This window comes from Mycobacterium sp. SM3041 (genome assembly GCF_039668335.1).
In the GTDB taxonomy this organism is placed as follows: Bacteria; Actinomycetota; Actinomycetes; order Mycobacteriales; family Mycobacteriaceae; genus Mycobacterium.
In genome coordinates this window covers 284,870-310,527 of sequence record NZ_JAYXBQ010000072.1, presented here as the reverse complement: position 1 = coordinate 310,527, position 25,658 = coordinate 284,870, and the positions used below count along the sequence as shown (strand labels likewise).

The 25,658-nt window shown below is 66.5% G+C and carries 24 protein-coding genes and 3 tRNA genes; 18 read left to right on the top strand and 9 right to left on the bottom strand.

Annotation, left to right across the window (positions count from 1 at the left end):
• Positions 1-24 precede the first annotated feature (24 nt).
• From yidC to rpmH, 4 genes are read right to left on the bottom strand one after another with little or no spacing between them, the layout of a single operon-like run.
• Positions 25-1,089 carry a membrane protein insertase YidC gene (yidC, locus tag VXD91_RS23870; protein WP_318985844.1) on the bottom strand — a complete coding sequence of 355 codons (1,065 nt, stop codon included), beginning with the start codon at positions 1,087-1,089 and terminating at the stop codon, positions 25-27.
• Complete coding sequence (gene yidD, locus VXD91_RS23865; protein ID WP_020099892.1) at positions 1,079-1,354, bottom strand: membrane protein insertion efficiency factor YidD; 276 nt, start codon at positions 1,352-1,354, stop codon at positions 1,079-1,081. Before yidD ends, yidC begins: the two co-directional genes overlap by 11 nt.
• Positions 1,351-1,728, bottom strand: coding sequence for a ribonuclease P protein component (rnpA, locus tag VXD91_RS23860; protein ID WP_318985845.1), 378 nt, complete (start codon positions 1,726-1,728; stop codon positions 1,351-1,353). Before rnpA ends, yidD begins: the two co-directional genes overlap by 4 nt.
• 22 nt (positions 1,729-1,750) lie before the next feature.
• Complete coding sequence (rpmH, locus tag VXD91_RS23855) at positions 1,751-1,894, bottom strand: 50S ribosomal protein L34 (RefSeq protein ID WP_073695092.1); 144 nt, start codon at positions 1,892-1,894, stop codon at positions 1,751-1,753.
• A 612-nt stretch (positions 1,895-2,506) separates the two neighbouring features.
• Here rpmH and dnaA point away from each other — a divergent pair.
• The 11 genes from dnaA (at position 2,507) to VXD91_RS23800 (ending at position 14,813) form a co-directional block, all read left to right on the top strand.
• Positions 2,507-3,982: a chromosomal replication initiator protein DnaA gene (gene dnaA, locus VXD91_RS23850; protein WP_346416624.1), complete on the top strand. Its 1,476-nt coding sequence runs from the start codon at positions 2,507-2,509 to the stop codon at positions 3,980-3,982.
• Positions 3,983-4,611: 629 nt separating this feature from the next.
• Positions 4,612-5,802, top strand: coding sequence for a DNA polymerase III subunit beta (gene dnaN / locus VXD91_RS23845; RefSeq protein ID WP_061006386.1), 1,191 nt, complete (start codon positions 4,612-4,614; stop codon positions 5,800-5,802).
• Positions 5,803-5,830: 28 nt separating this feature from the next.
• Positions 5,831-6,724 (top strand): phosphogluconate dehydrogenase (NAD(+)-dependent, decarboxylating), encoded by an 894-nt coding sequence (gene gnd, locus VXD91_RS23840; protein ID WP_346416623.1) that lies wholly within the window; start codon positions 5,831-5,833, stop codon positions 6,722-6,724.
• Positions 6,725-7,888, top strand: a complete 1,164-nt coding sequence (gene recF, locus VXD91_RS23835; protein ID WP_346416622.1) for a DNA replication/repair protein RecF — start codon at positions 6,725-6,727, stop codon at positions 7,886-7,888.
• 23 nt (positions 7,889-7,911) lie between these two features.
• Positions 7,912-8,460 carry a DUF721 family protein gene (locus tag VXD91_RS23830; protein ID WP_318985906.1) on the top strand — a complete coding sequence of 183 codons (549 nt, stop codon included), beginning with the start codon at positions 7,912-7,914 and terminating at the stop codon, positions 8,458-8,460.
• 219 nt (positions 8,461-8,679) lie between these two features.
• On the top strand, positions 8,680-10,707 hold the full coding sequence (gene gyrB, locus VXD91_RS23825; protein WP_346416621.1) for a DNA topoisomerase (ATP-hydrolyzing) subunit B: 2,028 nt from the start codon (positions 8,680-8,682) through the stop codon (positions 10,705-10,707).
• A 90-nt stretch (positions 10,708-10,797) separates the two neighbouring features.
• Complete coding sequence (gene gyrA / locus VXD91_RS23820) at positions 10,798-13,320, top strand: DNA gyrase subunit A (protein WP_346416620.1); 2,523 nt, start codon at positions 10,798-10,800, stop codon at positions 13,318-13,320.
• A 43-nt stretch (positions 13,321-13,363) separates the two neighbouring features.
• Complete coding sequence (locus VXD91_RS23815; protein ID WP_346416619.1) at positions 13,364-14,293, top strand: DUF3566 domain-containing protein; 930 nt, start codon at positions 13,364-13,366, stop codon at positions 14,291-14,293.
• A gap of 90 nt (positions 14,294-14,383) precedes the next feature.
• Positions 14,384-14,457, top strand: a tRNA-Ile gene (locus VXD91_RS23810).
• 163 nt (positions 14,458-14,620) lie between these two features.
• Positions 14,621-14,678 (top strand) — tRNA-Ala (locus VXD91_RS23805).
• 64 nt (positions 14,679-14,742) lie between these two features.
• A tRNA-Ala gene (locus tag VXD91_RS23800) sits at positions 14,743-14,813 on the top strand.
• A 28-nt stretch (positions 14,814-14,841) separates the two neighbouring features.
• Here the strand turns inward: VXD91_RS23800 and VXD91_RS23795 are convergent.
• Together VXD91_RS23795 and VXD91_RS23790 are read right to left on the bottom strand one after the other, a co-directional pair.
• Entirely contained in the window at positions 14,842-15,447 is a 606-nt protein-coding gene (locus VXD91_RS23795) for an isoprenylcysteine carboxylmethyltransferase family protein (RefSeq protein ID WP_197419930.1), read from the bottom strand.
• 43 nt (positions 15,448-15,490) lie between these two features.
• Positions 15,491-16,087 (bottom strand): class I SAM-dependent methyltransferase, encoded by a 597-nt coding sequence (locus tag VXD91_RS23790; RefSeq protein WP_016895220.1) that lies wholly within the window; start codon positions 16,085-16,087, stop codon positions 15,491-15,493.
• Positions 16,088-16,175: 88 nt separating this feature from the next.
• Here VXD91_RS23790 and VXD91_RS23785 point away from each other — a divergent pair, with 88 nt between their 5' ends.
• Positions 16,176-16,550 (top strand): metalloregulator ArsR/SmtB family transcription factor, encoded by a 375-nt coding sequence (locus VXD91_RS23785; RefSeq protein WP_025997223.1) that lies wholly within the window; start codon positions 16,176-16,178, stop codon positions 16,548-16,550.
• The gene (locus VXD91_RS23780; protein ID WP_016895223.1) at positions 16,547-18,505 is read left to right on the top strand and encodes a cation-translocating P-type ATPase; all 1,959 of its coding nucleotides are present in this window, start codon (positions 16,547-16,549) and stop codon (positions 18,503-18,505) included. Before VXD91_RS23785 ends, VXD91_RS23780 begins: the two co-directional genes overlap by 4 nt.
• Before the next feature lie 72 nt (positions 18,506-18,577).
• On the opposite strand, the gene VXD91_RS23775 is transcribed toward VXD91_RS23780, so the two are convergent.
• Both VXD91_RS23775 and VXD91_RS23770 read right to left on the bottom strand, forming a co-directional pair.
• Positions 18,578-18,907 (bottom strand): hypothetical protein, encoded by a 330-nt coding sequence (locus tag VXD91_RS23775; RefSeq protein ID WP_016895224.1) that lies wholly within the window; start codon positions 18,905-18,907, stop codon positions 18,578-18,580.
• A 15-nt stretch (positions 18,908-18,922) separates the two neighbouring features.
• Positions 18,923-20,020: an XRE family transcriptional regulator gene (locus tag VXD91_RS23770; protein ID WP_016895225.1), complete on the bottom strand. Its 1,098-nt coding sequence runs from the start codon at positions 20,018-20,020 to the stop codon at positions 18,923-18,925.
• Between the two features lie 270 nt (positions 20,021-20,290).
• On the opposite strand from VXD91_RS23770, the gene VXD91_RS23765 reads away from it, so the two are divergent.
• From VXD91_RS23765 to VXD91_RS23745, 5 genes are all read left to right on the top strand, one after another.
• Positions 20,291-20,992, top strand: coding sequence for a hypothetical protein (locus VXD91_RS23765; RefSeq protein ID WP_231752585.1), 702 nt, complete (start codon positions 20,291-20,293; stop codon positions 20,990-20,992).
• Between the two features lie 11 nt (positions 20,993-21,003).
• Positions 21,004-22,101, top strand: coding sequence for a tyrosine-type recombinase/integrase (locus VXD91_RS23760; protein WP_231752584.1), 1,098 nt, complete (start codon positions 21,004-21,006; stop codon positions 22,099-22,101).
• Positions 22,088-24,097, top strand: coding sequence for a tyrosine-type recombinase/integrase (locus tag VXD91_RS23755; protein ID WP_078343183.1), 2,010 nt, complete (start codon positions 22,088-22,090; stop codon positions 24,095-24,097). The genes VXD91_RS23760 and VXD91_RS23755 overlap by 14 nt, the downstream gene beginning before the upstream one ends.
• The gene (locus VXD91_RS23750; RefSeq protein ID WP_016895229.1) at positions 24,094-24,507 is read left to right on the top strand and encodes a DUF6262 family protein; all 414 of its coding nucleotides are present in this window, start codon (positions 24,094-24,096) and stop codon (positions 24,505-24,507) included. The genes VXD91_RS23755 and VXD91_RS23750 overlap by 4 nt, the downstream gene beginning before the upstream one ends.
• A gap of 265 nt (positions 24,508-24,772) precedes the next feature.
• The gene (locus VXD91_RS23745) at positions 24,773-25,138 is read left to right on the top strand and encodes a hypothetical protein (RefSeq protein WP_346416618.1); all 366 of its coding nucleotides are present in this window, start codon (positions 24,773-24,775) and stop codon (positions 25,136-25,138) included.
• 72 nt (positions 25,139-25,210) lie between these two features.
• Here VXD91_RS23745 and cwsA read toward each other — a convergent pair whose 3' ends face one another.
• Complete coding sequence (gene cwsA, locus VXD91_RS23740) at positions 25,211-25,582, bottom strand: cell wall synthesis protein CwsA (RefSeq protein WP_346416617.1); 372 nt, start codon at positions 25,580-25,582, stop codon at positions 25,211-25,213.
• Positions 25,583-25,658: the final 76 nt, after the last annotated feature.

The following is a 25,658-nucleotide window of genomic DNA, read 5'->3' as shown; positions in this document are numbered from 1 at the left end:
TCAGGGTCTTTACCCTCTGACCGGTCAACGCTTCTTCTTGTTGGGCTTGGCGCCCGGCGCCGGCTTGGACCCGGCCGCACCGGATTCCGTGCCGTCGAGCTCTGTTCCGGTCTGTTCGACGTCGGTACCCGAGCTGGCCGGGGCAGCCTGCGGATTGCCCTTCTTGGACCGGTTCGGCTTCACACCGGGTGCCGGGGCATTGGCGGAACGGCGCGCGATCGCCTGTTCCTTCTCCTCCGCCTCACGCTTCTCGATCCGGTTGAACACCACGTGCTGCTGGCCGTAGGTCCAGATGTTGTTGGCCACCCAGTACATGAGAATGGCGATCGGCAGGAACGGACCGGACACCACGACACCCAACGGGAACACGTACAGCGCCAGCTTGTTCATCAGCTGGGTCTGCGGGTTCTGCTGGGCTTCCAGGCTCTGCCGGGCCACCGACGCGCGGCTGTTCATGTGGGTCGCGATACCCGAGACGATCATCAGCGGAATGCCGACGAGGATCACCGACATGCGATCGAAGTGCGCGAACGCCTTGAGGCTCTCACCGGTCTGAATCATGGTGGCGCCCAACGGCGCACCGAACAGATCGGTGTTCAGGAAGTGGCTGACGTCGGTGGCGCTGAAGAAGTAGTTGCCGATCGACCGGTTCTGCTCGATGGACAGCGCCTGGGCACCGATGCCCATCCCGGCGCCCTCCGTGCGGTTGAACGAGCGCAGCACGTGGAACAGGCCCAGGAACACCGGAATCTGCGCCAGCATCGGCAGACAGCCCAGGAGCGGGTTGAAACCGTGTTCGCTCTGCAGCTTCTGCATCTCGAGTGCGAGCCGCTGGCGGTCCTTGCCGTACTTCTTCTGCAGTTCCTTGATCTGGGGCTGCAGTTCCTGCATCTGCCGGGTGGTCTCGATCTGGCGGACGAACGGCCGGTACAGGATGGCGCGCAGGGTGAACACCAGGAACATCACCGACAGGCCCCAGGCGAAGAAGTTCTCCGCACCCAGGATCGCGCCGAAAAGCTTGTACCAGAGCCACATGATCCCGGATACCGGGTAATAGATGTAGTCCAGACTGAACCAGTTAAAAGACAAGCGAATCGCTCCTTGACTGCGCGGCGGTTGCCGCGGACCGTCTTTCGGGAATGGGGTCCCATCCCCCGTGATGCCACGGGCCACACTTGGCCAGCCGGACTGTCGTCAGCCAACAACCACGGAACAATCCGTGTTCGGTGAGTGCCTCGACGGCGTACTGGCTACAGGTGGGGCTGAACCGGCAGCTGGGCAGACGCATCGGCGACACCATGTTGCGGTACAGCTCGATGAGAAAGATCAGCCCGCGGGCCAGCCGCTGACTCATGGCCGGGATCCGGACTTCGCGTGAGCGCGCTGCACTGCGACTCGCAGTTCGTCCTGCAGCGTGGCGGTGGCAGCTTCGCGACTGCCGGGCAGGGCCCGGATCACCAGCAGCTCACCGGACTGCAGCTCCGCCAGCAGATCCCGGCTGGCATGACGGAGCTGACGGGACACCCGGTGTCGCTGGACGGCGTTGCCGACCGATTTACCTACGACCAGACCGACTTTCGGCGCCTGCTCGGTGTTTGACTCGGCATCGCCAAAATCTCGTGGTGCCAATGAGTGCACCACGAGATCCCGTTGCGCCGAGCGCACACCGCGGCTCACGGTGACTCGAAAGTCTGTCGAGCGCGTCATCCGGTTACGAGCCGGAAGCACGGTGCTTCGATCCTGCGTCAGGTCACGCAGTGAGAGAGCGACGGCCCTTGCCGCGACGTGCCGACACGATGGCGCGGCCGGCACGGGTCCGCATACGCAGACGGAAGCCGTGCACACGAGCCCGACGGCGGTTGTTCGGCTGGAAAGTCCGCTTGCCCTTGGCCACGGCTGTATCTCCTCAACTATGTGACGCCCGCACTCGCCCACCGACATGAACGAGTCATGCCGGTGGGCACGGTCGTCGCTGGTAAGCGCACGCATCTTGCTTGCTAGCCGGCGCGGTACCGATCGAAGTTCGTGGCAGAACTTCCCCGGTCGCAGCCGTATCACCACGTGTGGGCGACTGTTCGAGGGTACTGATCTGAATTCTCCGGGTCAAACCTCGCTGTCCCACGTCAGCAACCGTTACCGCTTCGTAGCGAGAAGCGAGGCGGATCGCACATGAGTTCGTCACAGTTGTCCCACTCGCAACGTGGCAAGCCGACACGCCCAAGAACCTCGAACCAATGTTGCCGAACGGTTGGCGGACGAACCGAAAACTTGTTAGCTTCTGCCAATGCCGTTGCACGACGGCGCCAGACAACAAGCCAGAGAGGTCCCGACGCTACGAGCCCACAGACGTTCCTGTGACGAGCCTCAGCGCGCGGGCTTCCTGCATGCAAAACACGAGCACGACGGCACTCTCCTACTTTGTCCACAGTCTGTGGATAACTATGTGGACAGATTGTCGTCGTTTTATTGAGCCGCCGGTCAGGCGGTTGCGAGGGGGTAGTAGTCGTTGACCGCTAACCCCAGTGCATCGTTCACCGACATCTGGAAAAGCGTGGTCGCCGAACTCAACGGTGACCTCGGCGGCACCACGACGCTGACCGCCCAACAACGGGCCTGGTTGCGCATGGTTCAGCCGCTGGTGCTGACCGAGGGTTTCGCGTTGCTGTCGGTGCCCACGCAGTTCGTGCAGAACGAGATCGAACGGCACCTGCGCGAACCGATCATCGCCGCGCTGAGCCGGCACCTCGGACAACGCGTCGATCTCGGTGTCCGCATCGCGGTCCCGGAGACCGATGACCGGCCGGTGGCCGCGGAAGCCCCCGAAGCCGACACGCCCGAACCCGAACCAGCCGCCGTCGCCGACGACTTGGACGACGACGCCGACGAGCTGCCCGGCGCCGAAGAGACCTGGCCCCGGTACTTCAACCGGCCGCCCGCCGACGAATCGGCCGATCTGAGCCTCAACCGGCGCTACACCTTCGACACCTTTGTCATCGGCGCCTCCAACCGGTTCGCGCACGCCGCGACACTGGCGATCGCCGAGGCGCCGGCCCGCGCCTACAACCCGCTGTTCATCTGGGGTGAATCAGGTCTGGGCAAGACGCACCTGCTGCACGCGGCGGGCAATTACGCGCAGAAGCTGTTCCCCGGCATGCGGGTCAAGTACGTCTCGACCGAGCAGTTCACCAACGACTTCATCAACTCGCTGCGGGACGACCGGACCGCGTCGTTCAAACGCAGCTTCCGCGACATCGACGTCCTGCTGGTCGACGACATCCAGTTCATCGAAGGCAAGGAAAGCACTCAGGAAGAGTTCTTCCACACCTTCAACACGCTGCACAACGCGAACAAGCAGATCGTCATCTCGTCGGACCGGCCGCCGAAACAGCTTGCGACGCTGGAAGACCGGCTGCGGACCCGGTTCGAATGGGGTCTGATCACCGACGTTCAGCCGCCCGAGCTGGAGACCCGCATCGCGATCCTGCGCAAGAAGGCGCAGATGGATCGCCTGGATGTGCCGGACGACGTACTCGAGCTCATCGCCAGCCGCATCGATCGCAACATCCGCGAGCTCGAGGGTGCGTTGATCCGCGTGACGGCGTTCGCGTCGCTGAACAAGACGATGATCGACAAGTCGCTGGCCGAGATCGTGCTGCGAGATCTCATCGCTGACGCCGGCACCACTCAGATCAGCATCGCCACGATCATGGCGGCCACGGCCGAGTACTTCGAGACCACCGTGGAGGAGCTCCGCGGCCCCGGTAAGACCCGCGCCGTCGCCCTGTCCCGGCAGATCGCCATGTATCTGTGCCGGGAGCTCACGGACCTGTCGTTGCCGCGGATCGGGCAGGCCTTCGGCCGCGACCACACCACCGTGATGTACGCCGAACGCAAGATCAAGAAGGAAATGGCCTCGCGGCGTGAGGTTTTCGATCACGTCAAGGAACTCACCACCCGGATCCGGCAGCGGTCCAAGCACTGAATCTGTCTTCTTCGGCACCGGCCCCGCAGGCGTGATCGCCTGGGGGCCGGTGTTGTTTTAGCGGGCCGTGAGTGGGGTACCCGAGCCCCAGATCCCCGGATCCAGCGTGATTTGTGCCCCTACGACCCGAATCTCAAAAAGATTTTTTTTGGCATCACTAGCACCTCCAGCCACACGACGGGGTGTGCACAGCGCTGTGTACTACATGGGATAAACCCTGGGATTCTGCTCAGAACAATCCACATGGCCGGATCGCTCCACAAATACAAGGATTGGATTAACGCCGCGTGCACAGTCTGCGCACAGGGCGGGATCCCGCCGCTGAGGCCCGGACCAGCAACTCCGTGGATCCATCCACAGCGTGCACAACCCCTATTACTAATACCTTTAGATCCCTATGGATCTTCTTCTAAAAGCAGTCCGTTGGGGAAACTCCCCGTGGACAACCGGATCCCGACGGGATTCCGGGGGTCGTCACAGGCTGTGCGGGCTGATCGTTTAGCTTTCAACTTCACGCGGAACGCTCTACGGTGTTCTTCGATAGCCGGAACCAACGCCGATGCGTGTTGTTCACGCCTCACGGCGGGATCCGGCAGGTAAGCGTGGTGGGGTAACAGCGAAGGGACGCTATGGACGTGGCGACGACAGCCGGTCTGACCGATTTGAAGTTCCGTCTCGTTCGGGAAGACTTCGCCGACGCCGTGGCCTGGGTGGCCCGGATCCTGCCGTCCCGGCCGTTGAACCCGGTCCTGGCCGGTGTGCTGCTGACTGGCTCCGACGACGGTCTGACCATCTCCGGATACGACTACGAGGTGTCGGCCGAGGTGCGCGTGGCGGCTGAAATCGCGTCTCCTGGCAGTGTTTTGGTTTCGGGCAAGCTGCTCTCGGACATCACCCGCGCACTGCCGGCCAAGCCGGTGGAACTCAGCGTCGAAGGCACCCGCGTGGCGCTGAGCTGCGGTAGCGCCCGCTTCTCCCTGCCGACCATGGCGGTCGAGGACTACCCGGCGCTGCCGGCGCTGCCGGATGAGACCGGCATCGTGCCCGCCAACGTCTTCGCCGAGGCCATCGGTCAGGTGGCGGTCGCCGCCGGCCGCGACGACACCCTGCCGATGTTGACTGGTGTGCGCGTCGAGATCTCGGGCGAGAAGGTCGTGCTGGCTGCCACCGACCGGTTCCGGCTCGCGGTGCGCGAACTGACCTGGAACTCGGCGGTGCCGGATCTCGAAGCGGCCGTGCTGGTTCCGGCGAAGACGCTGGCCGAGTCCGCCAAGTCGGGAGCCGACGGCACCGAGGTGCACCTGTCGCTCGGTGCCGGTCAGGCTGTCGGCAAGGACGGAATGCTGGGTATCCGGAGCAATGGCAAGCGCACCACCACGCGCCTGCTCGACGCCGAGTTCCCGAAATTCCGCCAGCTGCTGCCGGCGGAGCACACCGCGGTGGCCACCATCGGTGTCGCCGAGCTCGCCGAGGCGATCAAGCGTGTCGCGCTGGTCGCCGATCGTGGCGCCCAGGTCCGCATGGAGTTCGCCGACGACATCCTGCGCCTGTCGGCCGGTGCCGACGACGTCGGTCGCGCCGAGGAAGACCTGCCGGTCGAGTTCTACGGCGAGCCGTTGACCATCGCGTTCAACCCGACCTACCTCACCGACGGCCTGGGTTCTTTGCATGCCGATCGTGTGACGTTCGGGTTCACGACGCCCAGCAAGCCTGCAGTGTTGCGTCCCGCCGGGGAGAATCAGTACTCGGGATCCGGTCCGTTCCCCGCCGGGGACACCGACTATGTGTACCTGCTGATGCCGGTGCGCCTGCCGGGCTGACCGGAACACGACAGCGGAGGAAGCACTGATGCAACTGGGGTTGATCGGCCTCGGAAAAATGGGCTTCAACATGCGCGAGCGTCTGCGCGGTGGCGGCCACGAAGTCATCGGATACGACCCGCGGCCGGAAGTCAGCGACGTACCGTCGCTCGCCGCGCTCGCCGAGCAGCTCGAGGCCCCGCGCGTGGTGTGGGTCATGGTGCCCTCGGGTGAGATCACGCGGGAGACCATCGAGGATCTCGCGAACGTGCTCAGCTCCGGCGACCTGGTGATCGACGGCGGCAACTCCCGCTACACCGAAGACGGCGTGCATGCAAAGCTGTTGGCGGACAAGGGAATCGGATTCATCGACGCCGGGGTTTCCGGTGGCGTCTGGGGCCTGACCGAAGGCTATGGCCTGATGGTGGGCGGTAGTGACGAGGACGTCGCCCGCGTCATGCCGATCTTCGAGACGCTGCGGCCCGAGGGAGATCTCGCGGACGGCTTCGTCCACGCCGGTCCGGTCGGCGCCGGCCACTTCGCCAAGATGGTGCACAACGGCGTGGAGTACGCGCTGATGACCGCCTACGGCGAGGGTTACGAGATGCTTGCCGCGTCGGACCTGATCAAGGACCCGCAGGCGGTCTACCAGGCCTGGACCAACGGCACCGTCGTGCGGTCGTGGCTGCAGCAGCTGCTGGCCAAGGCACTGAAGGAAGATCCCCAGCTGGCCGACATCAGCGGCTACACCGAGGATTCCGGTGAAGGCCGGTGGACGGTCGAGGAGGCCATCCGGCTGCGGGTGCCGGTACCGAGCATCGCAGCCTCGCTGTTCGCCCGGTTCCTGTCCCGGCAGGACGACTCCCCGACCATGAAAGCCGTTGCGGCACTTCGTAACCAGTTCGGTGGCCACGCCGTCCAGAGGGTCAGTAAGTCCGGCTAGGTGTTTGTTCGACAGCTCAGTCTGACCGACTTCCGGTCGTGGCCGCGGCTCGACCTGGAATTGGCACCGGGTCGGACCGTGTTCGTCGGCCAGAACGGCTTCGGAAAGACCAATATCGTTGAGGCCCTGTGGTATACGGCCACGCTCGGGTCTCACCGCGTCGCCTCGGACGCCCCGCTCATCCGGTCCGGATGTGAGCGTGCCGTCGTCTCCACCATCGTCGTCAACGACGGCCGTGAGCTGGCGGTGGATCTCGACATCACGGCCGGCCGGGCCAACAAGGCCCGGCTGAACCGCTCCCCGGTCCGGTCCGCGCGCGAAATTCTCGGCGCCCTGCGGGCGGTGTTGTTCGCGCCGGAGGACTTGTCGTTGGTCCGCGGCGATCCCGGGGAGCGCCGGCGCTACCTCGATGAACTCGCGAGCACCCGCCGTCCCCGGCTGGGTGGGGTGCGGGCGGATTACGAAAAAGTGGTGCGGCAGCGCACCGCGCTCCTGAAATCCGCGGGCGCCAGCCGTTTTCGGGGTGCGGATGCCGGCGCGCTCGAGACCCTCGACGTGTGGGACGGTCATCTGGCCAGCCACGGTGCCGAGCTGATCGCCGCGCGGGTGAACCTGATCAACGAATTGCACCCGGAGATCACCAAGGCCTATCACCTGCTGGCACCCGCGTCGCGGCCCGCATCCGTCCGCTACCGCAGTTCGGTCGAGGCCGTCGAAGAACAGGCCGGCACCGGATCCGTCGACGTCGCGGCCTACCAGAGCGCCCTGCTCGACGAACTCGCCCGCCGCCGGTCCGCCGAACTCGAGCGCGGGGTGTGCCTGGTCGGGCCGCACCGCGACGACCTCGAGCTGCGCCTCGGCGACCAGCTGGCGAAAGGTTTTGCCAGCCACGGCGAATCGTGGTCGATGGCGCTGGCGCTGCGCCTGGGCGCCTACGAACTACTGCGGACCGACGGCACCGACCCGGTGCTGCTCCTCGATGACGTGTTCGCCGAACTCGATTCGGCACGCCGGCGAGCACTCGCCGACGTGGCACAATCGGCTGAGCAGGTTTTGGTCACCGCGGCGGTGCCCGACGACATTCCCCAGGACTGGGACGGCACCCGGGTCAATGTGGTGATGCGTGACGACGACGGCGGACGGATTTCGGTGGTGGACTCGTGAGTGAAGAGCCTCAGAAACCGGACATGCCCGAAAGTGCTTTCCCGCCACCACATCTCGCCCATCTCAAGGGCATGGATCTGGTGCGCCGCACGCTGGAGGAAGCCCGCGGTGCGGCCCGCAGCCAAGGAAAAGATGTCGGTCGCGGCCGTAGTGCGCCGGTCTCGAAAACCCGCCGCGGCGGTGGTCGGCGCACCTGGTCCGGACCCGGGCCCGATCGCCGGGATCCGCAGTTGCTGGGTTCGGCGACCATGGACCTGGCCCGCAGCCGCGGCTGGTCGGGCCGGATGGCCGAAGGATCGGTGTTCGGCCAGTGGTCGACGGTCGTCGGCGACCAGATCGCCGAGCACGCCTCCCCCACGTCGCTGCGCGAGGGCGTTCTCACGGTGACGGCCGAATCCACGGCCTGGGCGACGCAGCTGCGGATGGTGCAGTCGCAGATTTTGGCGAAGATCGCCGCATCCGTCGGCGACGGCGTCGTCACGTCACTGAAGATCCTGGGTCCGTCGGGTCCGACGTGGCAGAAGGGCCCGCGGAATTTCGGTGCCCGCGGACCGCGCGACACCTTCGGCTGACGCCAAATTTGGGCGTCGCTCAGCGCGCCGATGAGTCTCAGATGACGCCCCTGGAGCGTCCGGACGCGACATCACCCGAGAAATTCCCCGCACGGCGCGAACAGACGTGTCAAAACGCTGTCAGAAAGTCAGTGCCGTCCGTACCTACCGGTAGACTGTCGACAGATCTGAGAGCGGTGTCCTCACCGCCCCCTCGAACCCCAAGGAGACGCGTTCGACGTGGCTGCCCAAAAGAAGGATGCGCCGGCTGAGTACGGTGCCGATTCGATCAAGGTCCTCGAAGGTCTGGAAGCGGTCCGCAAGCGTCCCGGTATGTACATCGGCTCCACCGGGGAGCGCGGTCTGCACCACCTGATCTGGGAAGTTGTGGACAACGCGGTCGACGAGGCGATGGCCGGTTTCGCGACCAAGGTCGACGTCCGCATCCTCGAGGACGGTGGCGTCCAGGTCACCGACGACGGCCGCGGTATCCCCGTCGCGATGCACGCCACCGGTATCCCGACCGTCGACGTCGTCATGACGGTGCTGCACGCCGGCGGCAAGTTCGAGGAAGGCGCCTACCAGGTCTCCGGTGGTCTGCACGGCGTCGGTGTCTCCGTGGTCAACGCCCTGTCGACGCGGCTCGAGGCCGACATCCACAAGGACGGCTTCGAGTGGCACCAGACCTATGACAAGTCCGTCCCTGGCACGCTGCGCAAGGGCGAGCCGTCCAAGAAGACCGGTACCATCATCCGCTTCTGGGCCGACCCGGACATCTTCGAGACCACGGTCTACGACTTCGAGACCATCGCCCGCCGGCTGCAGGAGATGGCGTTCCTGAACAAGGGCCTCACCATCGAGCTGACCGACGAGCGCGTCGCCGCCGCCGCGGTCGTCGATGAGGTCGTCAGCGATCATGCCGAAGCGCCCAAGTCCGCCGAGGAGCAGGCCGCCGAAGCGGCGGCGCCGCAGAAGGTGAAGCACCGGACCTTCCACTACCCCGACGGTCTGGTCGACTTCGTCAAGCACATCAACCGCACCAAGAGCGCCATCCAGCAGAGCATCATCGATTTTGGTGGCAAGGGTGACGGCCATGAGGTCGAGATCGCGATGCAGTGGAATGCCGGCTACTCGGAGTCGGTGCACACCTTCGCCAACACCATCAACACGCACGAGGGTGGTACGCACGAGGAAGGCTTCCGCGCCGCGCTGACCACGGTGGTCAACAAGTACGCGCGCGACAAGAAGCTGCTGAAGGAGAAGGAAGCCAACCTCACCGGTGACGACATTCGTGAAGGCCTGGCGGCCGTCGTCTCGGTGAAGGTCCGGCAGCCCCAGTTCGAGGGCCAGACCAAGACCAAGCTGGGCAACACCGAGGTCAAGTCGTTCGTGCAGAAGATCTGTAACGAGCAGCTGACCCACTGGTTCGAGGCCAACCCGGCCGAGGCCAAAACGGTTGTCAACAAAGCGGTTTCGTCGGCGCAGGCCCGCGTCGCCGCGCGGAAGGCGCGGGAGCTGGTGCGGCGCAAGAGCGCGACCGACATCGGGGGTCTGCCCGGCAAGCTGGCCGACTGCCGCTCCACCGACCCGACGAAGTCGGAACTGTATGTGGTGGAGGGCGATTCGGCCGGTGGCTCGGCCAAGAGCGGCCGGGACTCGATGTTCCAGGCGATCCTGCCGCTGCGCGGCAAGATCATCAACGTCGAGAAGGCGCGTATCGATCGCGTGCTGAAGAACAACGAGGTCCAGGCCATCATCACGGCCCTGGGCACCGGTATCCACGACGAGTTCGACATCTCCAAGCTGCGGTATCACAAGATCGTGCTGATGGCCGACGCCGACGTCGACGGCCAGCACATCTCGACGCTGCTGCTGACGCTGCTGTTCCGGTTCATGAAGCCGCTGGTGGAAAACGGCCACATCTTCCTGGCGCAGCCGCCGCTGTACAAGCTGAAATGGCAACGCAGCGAACCGGAATTCGCGTACTCGGACCGCGAGCGCGACGGACTGCTCGAGGCCGGCAAGAAGGCCGGCAAGCGCATCAACACCGACGACGGCATCCAGCGCTACAAGGGTCTGGGTGAGATGGACGCCAAGGAGCTGTGGGAGACCACCATGGATCCGTCCATCCGGGTACTGCGCCAGGTCACCCTCGACGACGCCGCGGCGGCCGACGAGCTGTTCTCGATCCTGATGGGTGAGGACGTCGAGGCGCGCCGCAGCTTCATCACCCGGAACGCCAAAGATGTTCGCTTCCTTGATGTTTAGCAATCAGCCCGCGCGAAGCGCTGCGAATCCGGCCCAGCTCGGCCGCCACAAATCAATGTTTAACGTGAAACAATCCGCAGAAGGAATTCGATGACCGACACCCTGCCTCCCGAAGGCGATCGGATCGAACCGGTCGACATCCAGCAGGAGATGCAGCGCAGCTACATCGATTACGCCATGAGCGTCATCGTGGGCCGCGCCCTCCCCGAGGTCCGTGACGGCCTCAAGCCCGTGCACCGCCGCGTGCTCTACGCCATGTACGACTCCGGGTTTCGGCCGGACCGCTCGCACGCCAAGTCGGCGCGCTCGGTCGCCGAGACCATGGGTAACTACCACCCCCACGGTGACGCCTCGATCTACGACACCCTGGTCCGCATGGCCCAGCCGTGGTCGCTGCGCTATCCGTTGGTCGACGGTCAGGGCAACTTCGGCTCGCCGGGTAACGACCCCGCGGCCGCCATGCGTTACACCGAGGCCCGGCTGACCCCGCTGGCCATGGAGATGCTGCGTGAAATCGACGAGGAGACAGTCGATTTCATCCCCAACTACGACGGCCGCGTGCAAGAGCCGACCGTCCTGCCCAGCCGGTTCCCCAACCTGCTGGCCAACGGCTCCGGCGGTATCGCCGTCGGTATGGCCACCAACATCCCGCCGCACAACCTCCGCGAACTCGCCGAGGCCGTGTACTGGTGCCTGGAGAACCACGAGGCCGACGAGGAGACCACCCTCGAAGCGGTGATGGAGCGGGTCAAGGGCCCGGACTTCCCCACCCACGGCCTGATCGTCGGATCCCAGGGCATCTCCGACACCTACAAGACCGGTCGCGGCTCGATCCGGATGCGCGGCGTCGTCGAGATCGAGGAAGACGCCAAGGGCCGCACCTCACTCGTCATCACCGAGCTGCCGTACCAGGTCAACCACGACAACTTCATCACCTCGATCGCCGAGCAGGTGCGCGACGGCAAGATCGGCGGCATCTCCAACATCGAGGACCAGTCCAGTGACCGCGTGGGTCTGCGGATCGTCGTCGACCTCAAGCGCGACGCCGTCGCCAAGGTGGTGCTGAACAACCTCTACAAGCACACCCAGCTGCAGACCAGCTTCGGTGCCAACATGCTCTCGATCGTCGATGGTGTGCCGCGCACCCTGCGGCTGGACCAGATGATCCGGTACTACGTCGCCCATCAGCTCGACGTCATCATCCGCCGCACGCGGTACCGGTTGCGCAAGGCCAACGAGCGCGCCCACATCTTGCGTGGTCTGGTGAAAGCCCTCGACGCACTTGATGAAGTCATCGCGCTGATCCGCGCGTCGGCCAATGCCGACGCCGCCCGGGCCGGCTTGATGGAGTTGCTCGACGTCGACGAGATCCAGGCCCAGGCCATCCTCGACATGCAGCTGCGTCGTCTGGCCGCCCTGGAACGTCAGCGCATCATCGACGACCTCGCCAAGATCGAGGCCGAGATCGCCGACCTCGAGGACATCCTGGCCAAGCCCGAGCGGCAGCGCGCCATCGTCCGCGACGAGCTCAAGGAGCTCGCCGACAAGTACGGCGACGACCGTCGTACCCGGATCATCGCGGCCGACGGCGACGTCACCGACGAGGACCTGATCCAGCGCGAGGACGTCGTCGTCACCATCACCGAGACCGGCTACGCCAAGCGCACCAAGACCGACCTCTACCGCAGCCAGAAGCGCGGCGGTAAGGGCGTGCAGGGCGCCGGGCTCAAGCAGGACGACATCGTCAACCACTTCTTCGTGTGCTCCACGCACGACTGGATCCTGTTCTTCACGACGCAGGGCCGGGTGTACCGGGCCAAGGCCTACGACCTGCCCGAGGCCTCGCGGACCGCGCGCGGCCAGCACGTGGCGAACCTGCTGGCCTTCCAGCCGGAGGAGCGCATCGCCCAGGTCATCCAGATCAAGAGCTACGAGGACGCGCCCTACCTGGTGCTCGCCACCCGCAACGGTCTGGTGAAGAAGTCCAAGCTGGCCGACTTCGACTCGAACCGCTCCGGCGGCATCGTCGCGATCAACCTGCGCGACGGCGACGAACTCGTCGGTGCCGTGCTGTGCTCCGCCGAGGAGGACCTGCTGCTGGTGTCCGCCAAGGGCCAGTCGATCCGGTTCTCCGCGACCGATGAGGCACTGCGGCCGATGGGCCGCGCCACCTCGGGTGTGCAGGGCATGCGGTTCAACGAGGACGACCGTTTGCTGTCGCTCAATGTCGTGGTGCCGGACACCTACCTGTTGGTCGCGACGTCGGGCGGTTACGCCAAGCGGACGGCCATCGACGAGTACACGGCGCAAGGCCGCGGCGGCAAGGGCATCCTCACGATCCAGTACGACCCCAAGCGTGGCAGTCTGGTCGGTGCGTTGATCGTCGATGACGACACCGAGCTGTACGCCATCACTTCCGGCGGTGGTGTCATCCGGACCGCGGCACGTCAGGTGCGCAAGGCCGGACGGCAGACCAAGGGTGTGCGGTTGATGAACCTGGGTGAGGGCGACACACTGATTGCCGTCGCGCGCAACGCCGAAGAGGCCGAAGGTGGCGACGAGACCGACACCGAGGTCGACGCCGTGACCGAGACCGAGACCGACGAGACGTAGTGCTGCGACTGTCCCCAGCCGCCCTGATTGAAGGAGCCGCCAGGTGAGTTCCCCGAACGAGCCGGGATACACCCGTACCGGTGACGGACCCGCGAGCAACAACGGGCCGGCCACCGGATCGGGTGGCGGCGCCCATGCGGCCGACCCGGGCGGCGACACCCCGCCCTGGCAGCGGACGCGCAGCGGGGCTCAGGCGGACGCCCCTGCGGCCGGTGGGCAGAGCCTGGACGAGCGACTGAACCGGTTCGTCAGCGGCAGTGGATCGGCATCGTCGTTGGGTGGCGGTTCACCGTCCGAGGCGGAGACGACCATCACGCCGGCCATCACTCCTGACACCCCGCCGGTACCCCCGGTGCCAGCGGCGGCACCGTCGTCGTCGCCGGCGGTGACCCCGCAGGGCAATGTGCCGCCGAAGCCGGTCCGGACGGCCGAGACGGTTCGAACGGAAACCCGGCCCGAGGCCGCGTACGCCAGCGAGATCCCGGACCTGTCCCGTCAGCCGCAGCGCCGCGCGGGCGAACCGCGGGAGCCGCGCAGCACCGTCGCGACGGTCTCGCCGGCCCCGGCACGTTCGGGGGCGCCGCGCAGCCGAGCGGGGGCCCGGCAGGACGGTCCGGTGCGGGCCAGCATGCAGGTGCGCCGCGTCGATCCGTGGAGTGTGCTGAAGGTCTCGCTGGTGCTGTCGGTGGCGCTGTTCTTCGTCTGGATGATCGCCGTCGCGTTCCTGTACCTCGTCCTCGGTGGCATGGGTGTGTGGAGCAAGCTCAACAGCAACGTCGGCGATCTGCTCACCAGCGGTGGCGGCAGCGGTGGTGAATTGGTTTCTGCCAGTACGATTTTCGGCGGCGCAACCCTCATCGGGTTGGTCAACATCGTGCTGCTGACGGCCATGGCCACGGCTGCGGCGTTCGTCTACAACCTGACCACGGATCTGGTCGGCGGCGTCGAGGTGACGCTGGCGGACCGGGACTAGTCGGCAGGCCTGCGGCCGCGGCTGACGTCGCGTTTTGGGCGCAGAGGTACCCATACGGTAATCTCATCGCTCGGCCGCAAGGCCACTTTCGGGCCTATAGCTCAGGCGGTTAGAGCGCTTCGCTGATAACGAAGAGGTCGGAGGTTCGAGTCCTCCTAGGCCCACGGAAGTCGGTATCACCGACTCCCCCACCGGAAGGGTGCACCGTGAGATTGGTTCTGCTGGTGCTGGGTGCCTTGCTTGGAGTGGCCGCGGTAACCGTATGGCGGACCCAGCATGGCGCAGAGGTCTGGCATTCACTTCAATCGGACACCATCGAGGGGCCTTAGCTCAGTTGGTAGAGCGCTGCCTTTGCAAGGCAGATGTCAGGAGTTCGAATCTTATCTCTAGGAGAGGTAGATGAAAGTGGGTGTGACCAGCGGTGATACCGCCACGGTCATATCCATGACGGGGCCATAGTTCAACGGTAGAACGGGGCCTTTGCAAGGCTCAAATCGGGGTTCGATTCCCCGTGGCTCCACCTTTGGTCGGTACGGCCGGCGGTGACACTACGCCCGTCTGATCCGCCCGATGCCGGGCAGGAACCGGTCGACAGCCTCACAGTAGTCGCGGTAGGCCTGGCCGTGGGTGGCGGTGAGGTAGGGCTCTTCGATCAGGCGGACCTGCAGTTGACTACCGATGATGATCATCACGACGCCGGCGAGTGCAATACCGTTGGGAACCGCAAAGGTTAGTCCGATAACCATGACGTTGATCGACGTGTAGATGGGGTTGCGCACGATCGCGAAAATGCCGGTGGTGACCAGTGGCGGGCGTTCGGTGGGGTCGACAGTGGTGCGCCACGAAGATCCCATTGCGCGTTGGGCGCCGAACGCGGCGAACACGCCCAGTGCGGCGAGCATGATGCCGGCGACGCGGCTGGGCCCGTGGTCCAACAGTGGCACTGGCTGCAGGCCCAGCAGTTCGGCGATGGGGGCGGCGATGCCGGGCAGCAGCATGCCGGAGGCCAGGGTTCCTCGGGCCCACCACTGTTTGGGTGTGCGAGGGATGCGGATGCCGCTGTCGCCGGTGCGATGGCGTTGAATACGGGCTCGCACGTAGCCGTCGAGCAGCCAGAAAGCCGCGACGAGGAGCAAGGCGATGATGGCGTACATCGCGGACATCGTGGTCGGCTTTCGTGGTCGCGGGGGTGGCAGGTCAGATCTTTCGGGCGGCCCCGATGAAGAGGAGCCCGCGAAGGTGGTGTTCGATGCGGGCGGTGCCGTGCAGGCCGTGGCGGGCCAGTTCAGCGGCGAATTCGTCTGACTCGAAGCGGTTTTCGCGTGGGTGCACGGTGAATGTGCGGAACGCCCAGGTGTCGAGCATGCGGCGTGGAACTTCCTCGAACAACAGCAGCCCACCGGGGCGCAACACTCGGGCGATCTCGGCGACGGCCAGCTGCCAGTGCGGGACGTGGTGGATGATGCCGAAGTCAACGACGGTGTCGTGGCTGGCGGTCGGCTGATGGATGTCGCAGACATCGCCGACTGACAGGGATACGGGCCTGTGATGGAGGCGTTTGCGGGCGAGCTCGACCATGGTGTCGTCGAGGTCGAATGCGGTGACGTGGCGGGCCTGGAGCCGGTCGAGGATGACTTCGGAGCCGACACCTCGTCCGCAGCCGGTCTCGAGTACGTCCTGGCCGGTGAGGTCGCCACCGGCGAGGCGGCGAAACCATGCGGCTTCCCGATGGTGTTGATGGGCAGCCCGAATCGGGTTGTTCATCGCTGCCCGTTCGATGGTGTTGAGCTTCACCGCGCCACCTCAGCCTTCATCAATCGCAAGCGCTGTCATCGACTAATTCCGATCAATCTATGTTGTAGGCTATCATCGCGATATGTCGATGAAAAGTATGGGTGCTGCGCCGCCGAGTGCATCGCGCGACGAGTTGGCGGGGGCGGTGGCGTTGTTTCACAGTCTGTCCGATCCCACCCGGTTGGCGATCGCCCGCCGCCTAGCTGGTGGTGAGGCTCGGGTGGTGGATCTGACCGGTGAGTTGGGATTGGCGCAATCGACGGTGTCGTCGCATCTGGCGTGCCTGCGCGACTGTGGGCTGGTGGATTTCCGGCCCCAGGGCCGCGCCTCGGTGTATCGGCTGGCCCGGCCGGAACTGCTGGACATGTTTCGCGCGGCCGAGGCGGTGTTGGAGGCGACCGGCAACGCCGTCGCCTTGTGCCCCAACTACGGCCACCCGACTGAACGGAAGGTAGCGCGATGAGCGAGGCGTGCGGCTGCGGCAGCGACGACCGCAACGAAGGCGAGCAGGAACCCGAACGGCTCTGGGAGATCACCGAACTACGCGCGGCCGCAGCCGCGGGGGTGGTGCTGCTGGCCGGCTATGCGGTCGGCTGGTCCGGCGGCCCCCATGTGGTCGAAATCGGCCTGTATGCGCTGGCGTTGGCGATCGGGGCCTACACGTTCGTACCCTCGACGCTGCGCCGGTTAGCGCAAGGCAAGATCGGGGTCGGCACGCTGATGACGATCGCCGCCATCGGCGCGGTGATCCTCGGCGAGGTCGGCGAAGCCGCCATGCTGGCGTTCCTGTTCTCCATCAGCGAGGGCCTCGAAGAATACTCACTGGCCCGGACCCGCCGGGGACTGCGCGCGTTGTTGGCGCTGGTGCCCGACGAGGCCACCGTCCTGCGCGACGGCGCCGAAATCACCATCCCGCCAGCGGAGTTGCGGGTCGGTGACCGGATGCTGGTCAAGCCCGGCGAACGGGTCGCGACCGACGGCACCATCACCTCGGGGCGCACCGCACTGGATGTCTCGGCCATCACCGGCGAATCCGTTCCGGTGGAGGCCGGACCCGGCAGTGATGTGTTCGCCGGATCGATCAACGGCACCGGGGTGCTCGAAGTCGAGGTCACCTCCAGCGCTGCTGATAACTCGTTGGCCCGCATCGTGGCGATCGTGGAGGCTGAGCAGTCCCGCAAGGGCGCCAGCCAGCGCCTGGCCGACCGCATCGCCAAACCGCTTGTTCCGGCGATCATGGTCGCGGCCGCGCTGATCGCCGCCATCGGTTCCGTGTTGGGTGATCCGCTGGTGTGGATTGAACGTGCCCTGGTCGTGCTGGTGGCCGCCTCCCCGTGCGCGCTGGCCATCTCGGTGCCGGTCACCGTCGTCGCCGCGATCGGCGCCGCCTCCAAGCTCGGCGTCCTCGTCAAAGGCGGCGCCGCGCTGGAAGCCCTCGGCGCGGTGCGCACCGTCGCGCTAGACAAGACCGGCACCCTGACCGCCAACCAGCCCACCGTCATCGACGTCGCCACCACCAACGGCAACAGCCGCGACCACGTGTTAGATGTGGCGGCGGCGTTGGAGGCCCGCAGCGAACACCCGCTGGCTGCAGCGATTCTCGCCGCCACCGAGGGGCCGGTCCAACCAGCTGAGGATGTGGAGGCGGTGACCGGGGCCGGACTGCTCGGCCACCGTGACGGCCACCGGCTACGGCTCGGGCGCCCCGGCTGGCTCGACCCCGGACCCTTGTCCGAACACGTCGCGGCCATGCAGGCCGCCGGCGCCACCGCCGTGCTGGTCGAAGACAACGGTCAGGTCATTGGGGCGGTCGCGGTGCGCGACGAACTGCGGCCCGAAGCCGCCCAGGTCGTCGAACACCTGCGCCGCGGCGGCTATCAGGTCGCCATGCTCACCGGCGACAACCAAGCGACCGCCCAAGCCCTGGCCCGCCAGGTGGGGATCGATACGGTGCATGCCGATCTGCGGCCCGAAGACAAGGCGGCGCTGATCGGTCAACTGCGCCAACGCTCCTCGACGGCCATGGTCGGTGATGGCGTCAATGACGCCCCCGCTCTGGCCACCGCCGATTTGGGGATCGCGATGGGTGCGATGGGCACCGACGTGGCCATCGAAACCGCCGACGTCGCCCTCATGGGTGAAGACCTGCGCCACCTCACCCAGGCCCTGGCCCACGCGCGGCGAGCCCGGCGCATCATGCTCCAAAACGTCGGCCTCTCACTGGGATTGATCGCAGTGCTCATCCCGCTCGCCCTCACCGGTGTGCTCGGCCTGGCCGCGGTCGTCGCGGTGCACGAACTCGCCGAAATCGTCGTCATCGCCAACGGTGTCCGGGCCGGGCGCACCAAACCACTGGCACAGCCAGGCCGGGACCATGATCCGGTGGCCGAAGTAGCCGCCTCCGCGATATCGCGTTGACCACCGGCATCATCCATCGCGTAACCAGCCAGGCGAGGAGGTCAGCAAGGTGTGGTGTTTGCCGATGACTTATCACGCCTTTGCGTCACGGCCGGCAGCGGTCAGGCCGAGACTGTGCGCTCGCCGCCAGGCGGCCGCCAGGTTTGCGCTTCGGCTCTTGCCTGATACCTGGCAGAGGTACGTGCTGCATTCTTTGTTGTTGGTCTGCCACCGCAGTTCGGCGTAGATACGCAGGTATCTGCGCCGCAGGACGACCCGTCCGAGCGCACCACCACTGTCGTTCACCACACGGCATCGGCGGCCGCCTGCGGCGTGGTCCTGCTCAAGGGCTTGCCCCTGCTTGGTCCAGTGGACCGGCGCTTTCCACTGCTCGTCGCGGACCGGGGTGCGATTCCAGCCCACGATCGCGCCCGGTGTTTAGACCATCGTGAGGTGCCGGGCGCCGGGCCTGTCGCTTACGCCGAAGAGCGCGCCGCGTTGCGCGCCGGTGAGCAGCGTAATGTCGTCGAGTTCACTGGCGGTGTAGCCGCCGGCCGCGAGTTGGCCGAGTACGTCGCCGACGAGACGGGGCATCTCCTCGGCCACGCCGGGGCGGGGGCCATACATGCGGCCGGTCTCGTTGAGCAGCCGGAACATCGAGCGGTACTGGTAGTCGGAGAGCACACCTCGCTCGCGGGCCCGCACGACCAGCGACGACGCGCTCACACCCCAGGTGAGGCGCAGCTCATCGAGTTCATGCACGGCCCGCACTGACACGCGGTCCAAGTCAAAGCCGATGTCGGCGATGGGGGCGAGGAACTCGGCGGCGAAACTGTTGGCCCGCCGCTCGGCCTCGGCGGGGCTGACCAGCGTCATCGCATCCATGACCAGGTGGCCGAGTTCGTGGGCCAGCGTCATCCGCATGCGGTCGGGCGGCCGGGCCGCGTTGACGTACACCAGGTGCGGGTGATACTCGCTTGCTCGCAGGGTCACCGCGTCGATCTCGTCGTCGAGGAAACCATCGACCACAACGAACACCCCTGCGGCTTCGAGCAATTCGGTCATCGAGCGGATCGGGCCGGCGACGCGCCACAGGCGGCGCAGAACCTGGGCGACGGTGATCTCTCCGAGCTCGGAGGCGTAGTCGGCCGGGTCGAGATCGGGAAGCGCAAGCTTGGGGTTGATGTCGGCGCGGGACACCAGGCGGCCGATCCGCATCGCGACAAGATTCGCGCGCGCCCACACGCGGTCACGCTTCCACTCGGCCGCACTCAGGTTGGCCCGGAAGTGGCTGCCCTGGGCCGGGGACCGGGTGAAGGGCACGCACAGCGCTTCCGGGCGGCATTCCATGGCCTGCGCGTAGTCGAGCAAGGCCTTCCCTGCCAGGGGCAGCAGCCCCGCCTCGACCCTGCTGACGTGCGAGGCCGACACCCCGGCCTCGTCGGCCAGGCGCTTTTTCGACCACCCACGCGACAACCGGGTCAACTGCACCATCACGCTGTTCGCCGCGTCGTCGTACGGGTCCGGTGCCGTCACAGATCGCCTCCCCAACCGTCTCGGTGCTGTCTTTCGACACTAGCCCGCCGCCGCCGCGAATTCGCGCAGAAACACCGTTTGATCTGCGTTTTCCCAGTTCACGCCCACCAACGGACGTGGGGCGTGTGTGGCTGGTGTGACGATAGCGCAACTCCAGCCCGTGACGCCTGCAGACCGGCTGCTCCGTATGCGATCGGCGTGTCTTCCGGCCTCAAACTTTACCCCGGTCCGCACGATTCTATGCAAGGTTTTCGGCTGAAAGGCGGGGTCGTGACAGCTCCGATGGATCAACCCAACACACCCGACCGTCCGGTCTCCCGCAAGGAGGCCCGACGGCTGCTCAACCAGGTGGCGGTCGGGGTGGGGGCGATGCTGCTGGCCGCCGTCGATGACTGGAACGCCTTGTCGGCCCGGCACTCCGCACATCTGCGAACCGTGATGCAAGGGCTCGGGCGCGGCACATATGTTGCGGCCGCCGTCGCGGCGGGCACCGATGTGTGGCTGAGCACCCGCGGCATGCATCCACCCGGACACACGGTCGTCAAGCCCTACCGCTGGCCCGAGATCAACAGCCGCGGCAAGACGCACATGATGATCCACCACAACGAGATGGAACCGACCACCCCGCGGCGGACCGCGTTCTTCACCCAGGATTCGGCGACCCTGGGCCTGATCGGCGATCCCACCCATTGCGAGCTGACCTGGGACTACGACATCGTCACCGACACCCATATCCGCCGGATCTGGGTCAGCGCGCCGGGCGTCGACTGGGACCGCTTCGAGGTTCCGATGGCCAAGGTGCAGGCCCAATACGCGACGTGGCGCAAGCGCGACATGAAGTGGCTGCCCGGGGCACTTCCTGCCGACACCGCCGCAGCCGCGCCGATGCCGGCCCGCCAACCGCAGGAAGACCTGCGGCCCGACATCCAGGTGCGGCCCCGGCGCCCCGAGGAAACCCGGGATGCCGAGTGAAGGCGGCACCGGTGACCATCCACGGACGGGCGTCGTGGACGGTCGTAGACGCTTCAGGCCTACCGGTCGGGGAGGTCGAGCAGTTCCTGCACTGGCTGCGTGCGATCGGCCGGTCGCAGAACACCGTCCGCTCGTATGCGCGCCACCTGAGCTTGTTCTACCGGTGGCTGGGCGCACGCGGAATCGACTGGGACGCCGTAGTATTCGACGCACTGTGTGATTTCGTGGGGGCGCTGTCGGCCGGTTTGCCCCCGCTGCCGACCCGGTCCGGTAGCCGGGCGCCGGGAACGGTCAAAGCGGTGAGCGCGGCCGTGCGCGAGTTCTACGAGTTCCACCGCGTCGAAGGCCGCGGACCGCAGGATCTGGTGTTGACCCGCAACCCGTCGCGGCTCCCGCGCCGGGCACACAGCTTCCTGGCCCACATCGAGCAACGCCACCCCAGCGCGGTCTCCCGGTTGACCCGGCCGGGCAAGCAGCCGGCAGAGACCGTGCAGCTGATCGACTTCGAGGCCGACTTCGCGACGTTGCTGGCGGCGGCGTCGACCCACCGCGACCGGCTGCTGCTCTCCGCGCTCTATGACCTGGGCCTGCGGGTCGGGCAGGCGTTAGGCCTACGGCACGCCGACCTGGACCCGATGCGCAAGCGAGTGCAGGTGTGCCGCCGGGAGGACAACGCCAACGGGGCGCTGTCAAAGCAGCGAGCGCAATTCGCGGTGGCCGCGCCCCGCCGGTTCTTCGACCTGTACGCCGCTTACCTCCTCAGTGAGATCTCCGACCTGGACAGCGATTACGTGTTCGTCAACCTGTCCCGGCCCCCGGTCGGCGGGCCGCTGTCGTACTCGAACGCCTACCAGATCATCGAGCACATCGGCTCCGTAGCGGGCCTTGACGGGCTGCACCCACACATGCTGCGCCATACCCACGCAACTGCGCTGGCCAAGGCCGGATGGACGTCGGCTGAGATCGCTGCCCGGCTTGGCCAGTCGCACGCCGCCAGCGCCGACGTCTACATCCACCTCGCCAGCGACGATCTGGCAGACCGATTGCGCCGCACCGAGCAGCTGGTGTGGGCGCCACCGCAGCGCGAGGCAGGCCATGAGAAACATTGATTCCCACCCTGACTCCACGCGCAGAGGCCGCCGTTCGCCGCTACGGGTACCCGACGGGCCGTGGTGTCAGCCGACGTGGCAGGTGGTCGAACCGGCCGGAGACCGCCGCCGCCAGGCGGCGGACCCCTGCGCCGTCGACGCATGCAACAGCGAGCGGTACTGGCTGGGCGGCCCCCACTCCGCAGGCGCCGAGCGGCGCGGATTGTGCTACGCGCACTACTTCCAATGGTTCCGCGCCGGCCAGCCCGCCGACTTCACCGCATGGGCAACCTTCGAAGCCCAACCCGTCGGCGCCCCGCGCGGCCACCTCTCGGCCCAGATCGTCGACTTCCGGCGGCTACCGCAGATCGCGGCCGATGAGATCCGGTTCGTCGTCGCCACCAAGGTGCGCCGCGGCGACTGGACCCCCAACACCAGCCTCCGCCGCTTCTTGATGGTGCTCATCGACACCGCCGACGGCCGGATCACCGACTCCCTCACCGAGCGACCCGCCGGCGAGTGGCTTCTGCTGTGCCGGCAGCATTGGCCGCACGCGAGCTCGTTCGACTCCCTGTGCGCACCCTACATTCGGCGCTTCTTCCGACTCCTCGACGGCGCCACCAACCCGGACCCGTGGGCCGACGACCACTGGCACTGGCGAGACGGATTCGAATTCGTTCTCGACGCCACCCAATCCGGATCGACACACACCGCCGTGGACTGGTCGACGGTGACCGTGCCGTGGCTGCGTGACGCGGTCAAAGAACTCGCACGCCGGCAGCTCACCACCGCCACCCTGGCCTGGGGCACGCTGACCCAGTGGGTGCGCGCCACCCGCCAGCTCGCCCGGTTCCTCACCCGCGACGACGAATCACCGGAACCGTCCGCGGTGACCAGGCCGGTCTTCCTTGACTACCTGGCGTGGACCCGGCGACCGGACACCCAAGCGGACGCGCGGTTGGCCAATACCGCCGCCTACCTGCTGGAGTCGCTGCACGACACCCAGATCGTGCCCGCTCTCGGGTCGGCGGTGTTCCTCCGACGAGGCGAGAACGTGCACCGCAAGACCCGCAGCCCCCGCCCGTTCCCGCCGGACGTAATCGAACGCGTCGACACGCTGATCGTCGACAACCCCGCAACCGACCCCACCCTGCGGTCGATGATCGCCACCACCCGGTGGGCAGGCTGCCGCATCTCCGAACTGGTCGCCCTGCCCATCGACTGCCTGCACCGCTCCGACGCGGGCTACTGGATCGAATATTGGATGCCCAAAACCCGGGCCTGGCGCCGATTCCCCATCCCGGACAGCCTCGCAACCATCGTCCTCGACCAGCAGACCCGCGTGCGCGACACCTACGGCCCCGACGCCGAGCACCTATTCCCCGGCGCCCGGTCCAACGCCGCCGCCGGCCGCACCCAACCCTGGTCGACCAGCGGCCTGCGGCACCGCCTCGCCGCACTGTTCACCGAACACGGCATCACCACCTCGACCATCACCGGCGAGCCGATCTCCGGCGGCGATGTGCACCGCTTCCGGCACACCATCGGAACCACACTGCTCAACAACGGCTGGACCCAACAAGAAGTGCGCGACTTCCTCGGCCACCACAGCGACACCATGACCTCGGCATACGCCCGCATCACCGACGACACCCTGGCCCGCAAAGCACGTGAATTCTGGAACAGCGCCGCAACAGACACGACCAACACCGACGCCGACGTGGAGCGGCTCCGGGCCCGGTTCACCACCGCGCTGCCCAACGGATTCTGCACTCTCCCAACGGCGCAACGCTGCGAATTCCGGCCCAACCCCTGCCTCGACTGCTCCTTCCACGACCCCGGCGGCCGGGTCTTCCTCGGCGCCCATATCGCGCACCGCGACCAACTGCAACGCCTCACCGCCGACGCTCACGAGCGCGGCGACGCAGCCGCCGTCGAATTGAACACGGCGATGCTCGACAAGGTCTCCAAACTGATCAGCGAAATCGACCCGAACACCACGCAGGAACCTCAGTGAGCGCCGACGACCGCGAACGCCGCACCGCACGCCTGACCGCAGCAGCCGCCGCCCGCACCACCGACGCCACCGCCCGCGCCCGCCGCGCGATCACCCGACTGCGAAACACCGGTCAGCCCGTCACCTTCGTCGACGTCGCCCGCGACGCCGGTGTATCGACCAGCTTCCTCTACCAGCACAGCCAACTACGCGACGACATCACCAACCTCCGCACCACCACGACCACCACGGCGACGGCCGCAACAGGGCGCGCGGCAAGCCTGGAATCGCTACGCACCAAACTCGCCACCGCGATCGCCCGCAACCGTGAACTCACCGAACAACTCGCGCAGCTTCGCACCGAGAACGAAGCACTTCGCAGCCGACTCCTCGAATCCCGCATCCCTGCGGCGACACCGCATCCGTCATAGCCGGACCGGACCCAACCAGAACCAACGGGGCCACAGCGCAGCCCACCACCGTCGACGACTTCCTACAGATAACCCGGCCACGACGACGGACCTACGCCAAGCCGCGGCCCCGTCGTAGACGTCGACTCCACACGCCGCTCACCTAGAGATATCGAATCTCCTAGGCTCCACAAAATTCCACAGCAGTACGCAAAGCGGTTCCGACAGTCATCGGGGCCGCTTTTTTCGTGCCGGCGTTCAGCAGCGCCGTCCTACGCTGGGGCTCATGACGACAGAGATCAGCTACGCGAAGTGGACGTTGCCGTTGTCGGTGCCGTTCCGGGTCGGGCCCAAGCACAGCAAGGTGGAGGTGCGTGACGGCGCGCTGCATGTGGCCATGGGTTGGGGTTTCTCCGCTGAGATCCCGCTGGCGTCGATCAAGGAGGCCCGCCGCTGGGAGGGTCGCGTCACCTCGTGGGGCGTGCACGGTTTCCGCGGCCGCTGGCTCGTCAACGGTTCGTCGGACGGCGTTGTGGCCATCACGATCGATCCGCCGGTCAAGGCCAAGGTGTGTGGCGTGCCGGTGACCCTGCGTCAGCTGGGGGTCAGCGTGACGGACACCGATGCGCTGATCGCGGCGGTGAATCACTGAGCCGACGAACATGAGCTTGTGTGCCAAATCCAGTCCGGATCTGACACACAAGCTCAGCGTCGGCGCAGAAGATTAGGGCTGCGGCGTCACATCCACGCTCGGGGGCAGCGGGGAGGGCTCCGGCTGCATCGAGCGCCGCACGATCGAGAACGTGATGCCGCCGAGGGCCAGGACCGCGACGGTCGCCCCGGCGATCAGCAGGGGCTGGCGCCGCTTGGATCCGGACGACTCCACCACAAGCGCGAGATCGCCCGCGGTGTCCTCGCTGCGGTGACACCTACGCCCCACCCAACGGGCAGTCCCCAGGGTCGAACCGACGCCCAGGCCGAGGACCCCGCGTAGGATCAGCAGCGGCCCGACGATGGTGTACTTCAGCCCGCGACCCAGGCGGGCACCGGAGCTGGGGCGGCTGACCTCGGGGACGTTCTCGGTGACAGTGCTCATCAACCAACCTCTCTACCGGACACGATTTCTGCAGACCTCCCGAGCGGAGGCCGGGCTCTACGCCAGGGCTTCCACG